The sequence below is a fragment of the Noviherbaspirillum sp. genome (genome assembly GCF_035627455.1).
Taxonomy (GTDB): Bacteria; Pseudomonadota; Gammaproteobacteria; order Burkholderiales; family Burkholderiaceae_D; genus Noviherbaspirillum.
Genome location: NZ_DASPLS010000101.1, coordinates 71,388 through 80,192, shown reverse-complemented (window position 1 = coordinate 80,192; position 8,805 = coordinate 71,388). Strand labels below are relative to the sequence as shown.

Annotated in this window: 5 protein-coding genes and 1 pseudogene; 2 read left to right on the top strand and 4 right to left on the bottom strand. The window is 65.3% G+C overall.

All coding sequences use genetic code 11. From position 1 onward, the window contains the following. From VEC01_RS19795 to trxA, 4 genes and pseudogenes are all read right to left on the bottom strand, one after another. Positions 1-178 (bottom strand): annotated as a pseudogene (locus VEC01_RS19795) (glycosyltransferase); the annotation flags it as partial. Between the two features lie 129 nt (positions 179-307). After that, positions 308-574 carry a type B 50S ribosomal protein L31 gene (locus tag VEC01_RS19790; protein WP_324902636.1) on the bottom strand — a complete coding sequence of 89 codons (267 nt, stop codon included), beginning with the start codon at positions 572-574 and terminating at the stop codon, positions 308-310. 235 nt (positions 575-809) lie between these two features. Next, entirely contained in the window at positions 810-2,075 is a 1,266-nt protein-coding gene (rho, locus tag VEC01_RS19785) for a transcription termination factor Rho (protein ID WP_324902635.1), read from the bottom strand. Between the two features lie 102 nt (positions 2,076-2,177). Next, positions 2,178-2,504 (bottom strand): thioredoxin TrxA, encoded by a 327-nt coding sequence (gene trxA, locus VEC01_RS19780; protein ID WP_324902634.1) that lies wholly within the window; start codon positions 2,502-2,504, stop codon positions 2,178-2,180. A 283-nt stretch (positions 2,505-2,787) separates the two neighbouring features. On the opposite strand from trxA, the gene VEC01_RS19775 reads away from it, so the two are divergent. After that, positions 2,788-5,490, top strand: a complete 2,703-nt coding sequence (locus VEC01_RS19775) for a PD-(D/E)XK nuclease family protein (protein ID WP_324902633.1) — start codon at positions 2,788-2,790, stop codon at positions 5,488-5,490. Beyond that, positions 5,484-8,792 (top strand): UvrD-helicase domain-containing protein, encoded by a 3,309-nt coding sequence (locus VEC01_RS19770; RefSeq protein ID WP_324902632.1) that lies wholly within the window; start codon positions 5,484-5,486, stop codon positions 8,790-8,792. Before VEC01_RS19775 ends, VEC01_RS19770 begins: the two co-directional genes overlap by 7 nt. Positions 8,793-8,805 lie beyond the last annotated feature (13 nt).

The window sequence follows — 8,805 nt, the reverse complement described above, 5'->3', positions numbered from 1 at the left end:
GCCAGTCGTCCAGGCCACCCTGCGCCATGGTCCACATGATGCCGAATCCCGCGGCATCCTCGGTTTTCCACGGATCACGACCAAACAGGCCGGGAAGAATGTACAACAGGCATAAGGCGAACAGGACCCGGCGAGGAAGCGCATTCGTGGCGGCTGCAGGTAGGCGGACTGGCTTCATGAGGGGAACGGACTTGGCTTGTTCTTATTGAGTTCGGCGATATTGTGCCGTAAAAGTACCCCGGACAGGGGAAACGCCCGGGAAACAAAAAAGGCAGCCGTAGCTGCCTTTTTCGGTGAAGCGGCAGGATCAGCCTGCAGCTTGCGTCTTGGAACCGCGGGTGCCGAACTTCTGGCGGAATTTCTCCACGCGGCCGGCGGTGTCGACGATCTTGTGCTTGCCGGTGTAGAACGGGTGCGATTCTGCGGAAACTTCAATCTTCACCAGCGGGTATTCCTTGCCTTCGAACGTGATTTTCTCTTTCGTTTCGATGGTCGAGCGGGTGATGAATTTGAAGTCGTTGGACATGTCCTGGAACACGACTTCGCGATAATTCGGGTGAATGCCTTCTTTCATGATTTCCTCTGGATAGTTTGGTAGCCAATCGGCACTTCGTCGGTCCTGCTGCTTCTTGACCCGATTGCCGGTCACTTGCCGGGGTGAAAACCGGGCATTATACAATAGAATCAGTGATTTGCGAAAGGATGCGGTTTCGTCGGCGCTAAGGGCGGGCGGCAGACCTGTGCGGGCTGGCGAAATGAAAAAGGGCGCATTCCTGCGCCCTTCCTGCCACCTTATAAAGCGTCAGCGATCAGCTTCCGCCACGGCGCATGAGTTCGAAGAACTCTGCGTTGTTCTTGGTGGACTTCATCTTGTCGAGGATGAACTCCATCGCCTCGATCTCGTCCATGCCGTACAGCAGCTTGCGCAGGATCCAGATCTTCTGCAGCTGGTCAGGCTTGATCAGCAATTCCTCGCGCCGGGTGCCCGACTTGTTGAGGTTGATCGACGGGTAGACGCGCTTCTCGGCCAGGCGGCGCTCCAGGTGCACTTCCATGTTGCCGGTGCCCTTGAATTCTTCATAGATCACGTCGTCCATGCGGCTGCCGGTCTCGATCAGCGCGGTGGCGATGATGGTCAGGGAGCCGCCTTCCTCGACGTTGCGCGCCGCGCCGAAGAAGCGCTTCGGGCGCTGCAGCGCGTTGGCGTCCACGCCGCCGGTCAGCACCTTGCCGGAAGCCGGGATCACCGTGTTGTAGGCGCGCGCGAGGCGGGTGATGGAGTCGAGCAGGATCACCACGTCGCGCTTCATCTCGACCAGGCGCTTGGCTTTTTCCAGCACCATTTCCGCGACCTGCACGTGGCGGGTGGCCGGTTCGTCGAAGGTCGAGGCGACCACTTCGCCGCGCACCGAGCGCTGCATTTCGGTCACTTCCTCGGGGCGTTCGTCGATCAGCAGCACGATCAGCGTCGTGTCCGGATGGTTGGTGGTGATCGAGTGCGCGATGTGCTGCAGCATCACGGTCTTGCCGGACTTCGGCGAGGCGACCAGCAGGCCGCGCTGGCCCTTGCCGATGGGTGCAATCATGTCGATGATGCGGCCGGTGATATTTTCCTCGCCGCGCATCTCGCGCTCGAGGTGCAGCAGTTTGTTGGGATGCAGCGGCGTCAGGTTCTCGAACAGGATGCGGTGCTTGGACGCTTCCGGCGGTTCGCCGTTGACCTTGTCCACCTTCACCAATGCAAAGTAGCGTTCGCCGTCCTTCGGCGTGCGCACCTCGCCTTCAATCGAGTCGCCGGTGTGCAGGTTGAAGCGGCGGATCTGCGAGGGCGAGATATAGATGTCGTCGGTCGACGCCATGTAGCTCGCGTCGGGCGAACGCAGGAAGCCGAAGCCGTCGGGCAGGACTTCAAGGGCGCCGTCGCCAAAGATCTGTTCGCCGCCTTTTGCGCGCTTCTTCAGGATCGCGAACATCAGCTCCTGCTTGCGCAGGCGGGCGGCATTGTCGATTTCGAGGCCGATTGCCATGTCCAGCAAGGCCGAGACGTGGAGCTGCTTGAGTTCAGATAAATGCATAGTGAGTGTCCCGGGATGGGAAATGTCAGGTGGGGGAGGGTGCTGCGAGGACGGTTAATTCGAAAACCAAAGCGGCGGTACGAATGCACCGCCGCGCTTGCATCAGATATTGCTGTCGATGAACGATGTCAGCTGGCCCTTTGCCATCGCGCCGACCTTTTGTGCGGCGGGCACGCCGTTCTTGAACAGGATCAGCGTCGGGATGCCGCGGATGCCGAACTTGGCGGGAACCGCCTGGTTGGCATCGACGTCCATCTTGGCGATCTGCAGCTTGCCATCGTATTCCTTCGCCACTTCTTCGAGGATCGGGGCGATCATCTTGCAGGGACCGCACCACTCTGCCCAGAAGTCGACCAGGACCGGCTTGTCGGACTTCAGCACGTCCGATTCGAAAGAGGCGTCAGTGATGTATTTAATGTTTTCGCTCATGGTTTCCTCGTGAGAGGTTCAAGGATGTCTGTATTCTGGCGCCTGCTGCCTTGCCAGCCAAACGGACGCTTTGTCCGGGATTGCAATGGGCAAGTGGAGACGTCGTGCGCGAATTCAAGTCCGTTGACGGCTGCTGCAAGACGTAGTGCGGCGGGAAGTTGGTAAATCATAACCGATTTTCGTGAAAAGTGTAGTGCACTCCCCGAATTTTTGCCCCGGTTCACATAAAATATCCGGCAACGCCGCGCTCGCGCTATTCTAGGGCTCCTCCTGTCAAACAGTCATGCCACACCGTTCCCTGCTGATCCCGCCGTCCGCCGCGTTCTGGTCCGAGGCCGCCCGCGCGATGCTCGAAGACGGCCTGCTGCGGCAGGCCGATCCGGGGCTGCGTGACTTCTCCGGCGTGCGCGTGCTGGTGCCGGCCTTTTGTCATGCGCAGCACCTGAAGACGGCGCTTGCCGACTGCCTGCGGCATCCCTTCATTCCGCCGCGCATCACCACGCTGTCGTCCTGGATCGCCATGATGCCGCCCGACGAGAGCGCGCGCGGCAGCGTGCCGCACAGTGAGCGCCTGATGGCGCTGTATGCGGAACTGCGCCAGCACGGCTGGCTGAAGAAACTGTTTTCGGCCCGCCGCAATACCGACCTGCTGCCGCTGGCGCAGATGCTGCTCACGCTGTTTGACGAACTCAGCGAGGCGCTGCTGCCCTCGATGCAACTGTCACCCGATGCTGCCGAGGAACGTTGGCAGTCAGCACTGGAACAACTGCCGCTACCTGCGCGCAATATCCTTTCCGATGAAGCGCAACTGGTCTGGACGCTCTGGAAGACGCAGCTCGACAGTAGCGACCCGGTTGCCGCTTGCCATGCGCAGATGCAGAGACTGGCGTCGCAGGCGCAAACGCCATTGATCTGGCTCAATCCGCAACCGCCGGCCGGCTTGCATGCGGCTTTTCTCGACGCCTACGCGCAGCGCCAGCCGGTGTGGCACATCGGACTCGACTGGCATGCGCATGCGGTTGCGGGCGCGTTCGCCTACGCATGGACCGACATGCTGGAGGAGGACGGCCGCGACTCCTGGCTTGCCGCCAATCCCGTGGAAATCGATGCGCCCGGCGGCGTCTCGCTATGCCCTTGCGGCAGCCTGGAGCAGGAAGCGCAACGCGGCGCGCAGCTCGTGCTCGACTGGCTGCGCGAAGGCAAGGAGCGCGTGGCGATCATCGCGCAGGATCGGGTGGTGGCCCGGCGCATCCGCGCGCTGCTCGAGCGCGCGCAGGTCTTCGTCGCCGACGAAACCGGCTGGAAGCTTTCCACCACGCGCAGCGCCGCCGCGCTGGCGGCACTGCTGGACGTGGTGAGCACGCGCGGTGAAACCGTCGCCTTGCTCGACCTGCTGAAATCGCCTTTCCTGTGCGCCGACCTGCCTGACAAGGCGCAGCGGGTGATGGCGATCGAACATGCGCTGCGGCGCTCCAACATCCTCGGCGGATGGGAGGCGGTGCAGGCCGCGCTGCGCGAAGCGCCGGCGGCACTGGAACTGCTCCGCTTCATCACCGGGCAAGCCGTCATGTTCAGCGGGCGAAAGAGCCTCAGGGAGTGGGGCGCGGTGACGACCCAGGCGCTGGAGGCGCTCGGCATGCGCGAGGCGCTCGCCGGCGACGCTGCGGGCGTGCAGGTGATCGCGCTGCTCGACCTGCTGCTGCAGGATTGCGACGGCATGTCGCACGCGTTTTCGTTTGCCGAATGGCGCGCCTTCCTCAGCCTGCAACTGGAATCGACGCCCTTCATTCCGGGCGAGGTCGACCGGCGCGTGGTGATGCTGCAGTTGAACGGCGCGCAGTTGCGCCGCTTCGACGCGGTGCTGATGGTCGGCGCCGACGCCGACCACCTGCCGTCGCAGGATACCGAGACGCTGTTCTTCGCCAACGCGGTGCGGCGCGAACTCGGCCTGGCCACGCGCGAAATGCGGCAGCGCCAGCAGCTGCGCGACTTCGCGGAGGTGCTCTGCGTCAATCCCGAAGTGGTTCTTTCCTGGCAGTCCTATCGCAATGGCGAGCCGAACCAGGTAAGCAACTGGATCGAGCGCCTGCAGCTGGCATTGGAGCGCGCAGGCGCGCCCTTGCTGCCGCTGCGCCGCATCGAGATCGAAGCGCGGCGGCTTGCGCCGCAACCGACGGCCATGCCCGCACCCTCGGCGCCGGACCTGCTGCCGCGACGGCTGTCGGCAAGCGGTTACAACAGTCTGGTCGCCTGTCCCTACCAGTTCTTCGCCACCCGCATGCTCGGCCTGTCCGCGCTCGACGAACTGTCGGACATGCCGGAGAAGCGCGACTACGGCGACTGGCTGCACCAGATCCTGCGCACCTACCACGAGACGCTGCGCGAGCGCCGGGTCGCGCCGGCGGACCGTGAAAACCTGCTGCGCGCGATTTCGGAAAAGGTGTTCGGCGAGGCGCTTGCGCAAAGCGCGGCGGCGCTCGGCTACTACGCGCGCTGGCAAAAGGTCATTCCTGCCTATCTCGACTGGGCGAATGCGCGCGAGCAGCAGGGCTGGAAGTTCGTGCTCGGCGAGCAGCGCTTCGACAAGACGATCTCCTGGGATGGCGGGCAGATCACGCTGCACGGCTACGTCGACCGGATCGACGAGAATGAAAACGGCGAGCGCGCGGTGCTCGACTACAAGACCCGGCCGCTGCAATCGCTGCGCGACAAGCTCAAGGATGCGGAAGATCACCAGCTGGCCTTCTACGGCCTGCTGTCCGACCTTCCGGTGGCGGCCGCGCATTACGTGGCGCTGGAAGTCACAAAGGACAAGACCGGCGACGTCGAAGCGAAGAACTATGCCGAATGGCAGAACTTGCTGGAAGCCCGGATCGTCTCCAGCGTGCAGGCGATTGGCAGCGGCGCGCCGCTGCCGGCGACCGGCATCGAAAAGATCTGCGTCTGGTGCGAAGTGCGCGGCCTGTGCCGCAAGGGGGCATGGTGACGATGCCGCACTCCTCGCCGCGCGCCTATGAAGTGAACGGCGCCGCCGCCGACGGGATGCAGTTCACCCGCGTCGCCTGCGACCCGGCGCGCTCGGTCGTGGTCGAAGCCTGCGCGGGCAGCGGCAAGACCTGGCTGCTGGTGGCGCGCATGCTGCGCCTGCTGCTGGCCGGCGCCGAACCGTCCGAATTGCTGGCGATTACCTTCACCCGCAAGGCGGCGCAGGAAATGCGCGAACGCCTGCTGCACCTGCTGCACGACATGGCGCTGCTGCCCGAAGCGGCGGTGCGCGGGCTGCTGCTCGAGCGCGGCATCGAGGAAGCCGAGCTCGCGCGCACGATGCCGGTCGCGCGCAAGCTGTACGAGCGCGTGCTGGCCAGCCCGCAGGCATTGTCGATCGACACCTTCCACAGCTGGTTCGCGCGGCTGGTGCAGATCGCGCCGCTGTCGTCCGGCGTGCCGCACGGCTATGCGCTGACCGAGGCGACCGGCGAGCTCGTGCTGGACGCCTACAGCCGCTTCATGCAGTCGCTCAGCGAGGAAGGGCAGGAGCCGGTGAAGCAGGCGCTGATGACGCTGTACGCGATGGCCGGCGACACCGGCGCGCGCCGGCTGCTCGATGCCTTCCTCGACAAGCGCGCCGAATGGTGGGCGGTCACGCAGCAGGACGACGATACGCCGCTGGAATGGCTGCGGCGGCTGTGCGGCGCAGACGGCGAGACCGACGCGCGGCTTGCGCTCTGGGACGACGACCGGCTGCTTGCGCGCATCACCGGCATTGCCCGCCTGCTCGGCCGCGGATCCGCGGTGAACCAGAAGCGCGCGGTCGCCATCGAGACCGCGCTCAGCGCCGGCGCGGGCATCGACAGCTTCGACGCGTTGTGCAACGAGTTCTTCAGCGATGCCGGCGAGGCGCGCAAGAACCAGAAGACCAAGGACCTGTCCAGGGCGATCGAGCAGGACCTCGGTGCCGACGGCGTGCGCGTCTTCGACGAGGAGTTCGAGGCGATCGGCGAGCATCTGAAGCAGTTGCGCAAGCGCAGCTGCGAACGCCAGGTGCTGGCGCTGAACGAAGCCTTGTTCACCGCCGGCCGCGCCTACCTGGAACAGTATCAGGCGGTGAAGGCGGAACAGCGGGTGTTCGATTTCGGCGACCTCGAATGGCATGCATACCGGCTGCTGACCAATCCCGAGCATGCCGCCTACCTGCAGAGCCGGCTGGATGCGCGCTACCGGCACATCCTGCTCGATGAATTCCAGGACACCAATCCGCTGCAATGGACCATCGTGCGCGCCTGGCTGGACGCGTACGGCGACGACGCGCAGAAGCCGAGCGTGTTCGTCGTGGGCGACCCGAAACAGTCGATTTACCGCTTCCGCCGCGCCGAGCCGCGCGTGTTCGCGGCGGCGCGCGACATGCTTGCGGCGATCGGCGCCGACGTGCTGCGCACCAACCAGACGCGCCGCAATGCGCGTACCGTGGTCGACGTGCTCAACGCCAGCTTCCGCACCAACCCGATCTTCGCGCCGCAGACCACGCTGGCGCCGCAGGCGGGCACGGTGTGGCGCCTGCCCTTGGTTCGTGCCGAAGAAAAGAAGCAGGATGAGAGCGCGGTTTTCGCCCTGCGCGATCCGCTCGCCGCGGCACGCGAGGAAGAGGAAGACGCGCGCCGCCTCGACGAGGGCCGCGCGGTGGCGCGCGCGATCAGGGCGGCGCTGGGCGGGCTGGCGGAGCAGGGCCGGCAGCCGGCCTGGTCGGATGTGATGCTGCTGGTGAAGAAGCGTACCTATCTCGGCGCCTATGAAAGCGCATTGCGCGAAGCAGGCATTCCCTTCGTTTCGGACAAGCGCGGCGGCCTGCTGGAATCGCTGGAGGTTGCCGATCTGATCGCCCTGTTGAGTTTCCTGATCACGCCGGGGGACGACCGGGCGCTGGCGCATGTGTTGAAGTCGCCGATCTTTCACGCCGGCGACAATGACCTGATCGCCATCGTCCGTCAGGAGGGCAGCACATGGTGGGAGCGCATGCAGGCGGCCGCGGCCGGCAGCGCTTCGGCCGCGCTCTGGCGCGCGCGGCAGCTTCTGCAGGCCTGGCTCGATGCCGCGCCGCGGCTGCCGGTGCATGACCTGCTCGACCTCATCCTGCATCAGGGGCAGCTGGTGGCGCGTTATGCGCAGGCGGCGCCGGCGGCGGCGCGCGCGCAGGTGGTCGGCAATATCGAGGCCTTCACCGAACTGGCGCTCAACCTCGATGCCGGCCGCTATCCCAGCCTGCCGAAATTCATCGATGCCTTGCAGGTATTGAGGAAGGGCGCGGAAAACGATGCGCCGGACGAGGCCGCGGTGGATGCCGCCGTCGATGCGGTGCGCATCCTGACCATCCACAGCGCCAAGGGCCTGGAGGCGCCGGTCGTGGTGCTGGTCGATGCCAATCACAGCGAGCCGGCGCGCGACGACAGCGGCATCCTGTGCGACTGGCCGCAGGATGCGGACGCACCGTCGCATTTTTCCTGTTTCGGCCGCAAGGGCGAGCGCGGCGCTGCGCGCGATGCCCTGTTCGCCGCCGAAGAGGCGTTCAAGCAGCAGGAGGACTGGAACCTGCTGTACGTTGCGGCCACGCGCGCCAAGGAGATGCTGATCGTCAGCGGCGTTGCCGGCGCGCGCGGCGCGCTCGAGGACGGTACGGTGGAGGGAAGCTGGTACCACCGTTTGCTGGCGGTGCCGGAAATGCTGTTCGACGCGGACGCGGCGGATTTCACCGGCGCGTCTGCCGCAGGGGAGGGCGAGTTCGCCATTCCGTTGTTCGATCCGCCGGCGCTGGGGCAGCCGGCGGCGGACGCGGCGCCGGCGCGCAGCATCGCGATCGACGAAGGTATCGCCTTGCATGCGCTGCTCGAGCGCTTGACGCAGACGGCGCAGTGGCCGGTGGCCGTGCCGGAGGTGCCGCAGCTTGCGCGCTGGCTGCGCTGCGCGCACGCGGTCGCGGCGGTCATTCGCGAGCATGCGCTGCGCATCCTCGGGCAGCAGGAGCTGGAGCGTTTCTTCAATCCGGCGCACTTCGAGGTTGCGCACAATGAACTGGAGGTGCTGTGCGGCGGCGAGTTGTATCGCTTCGACCGCGCCGTCGTGTGCGCCGGGGAAGTCTGGATTCTCGACTACAAGCGCGACCTGCTCGACAGCGAGCGGGCGGAGTATCGCGCGCAGCTGCTGCGTTACCAGGCCGCCGCGCAGCAGGTGTTCCCGGGAAAAACGCTGCGCACCGCGCTCATCACGGCAGACGGGCGCTTGTGGGAGATGGATTGACGCGCTGCGGCTG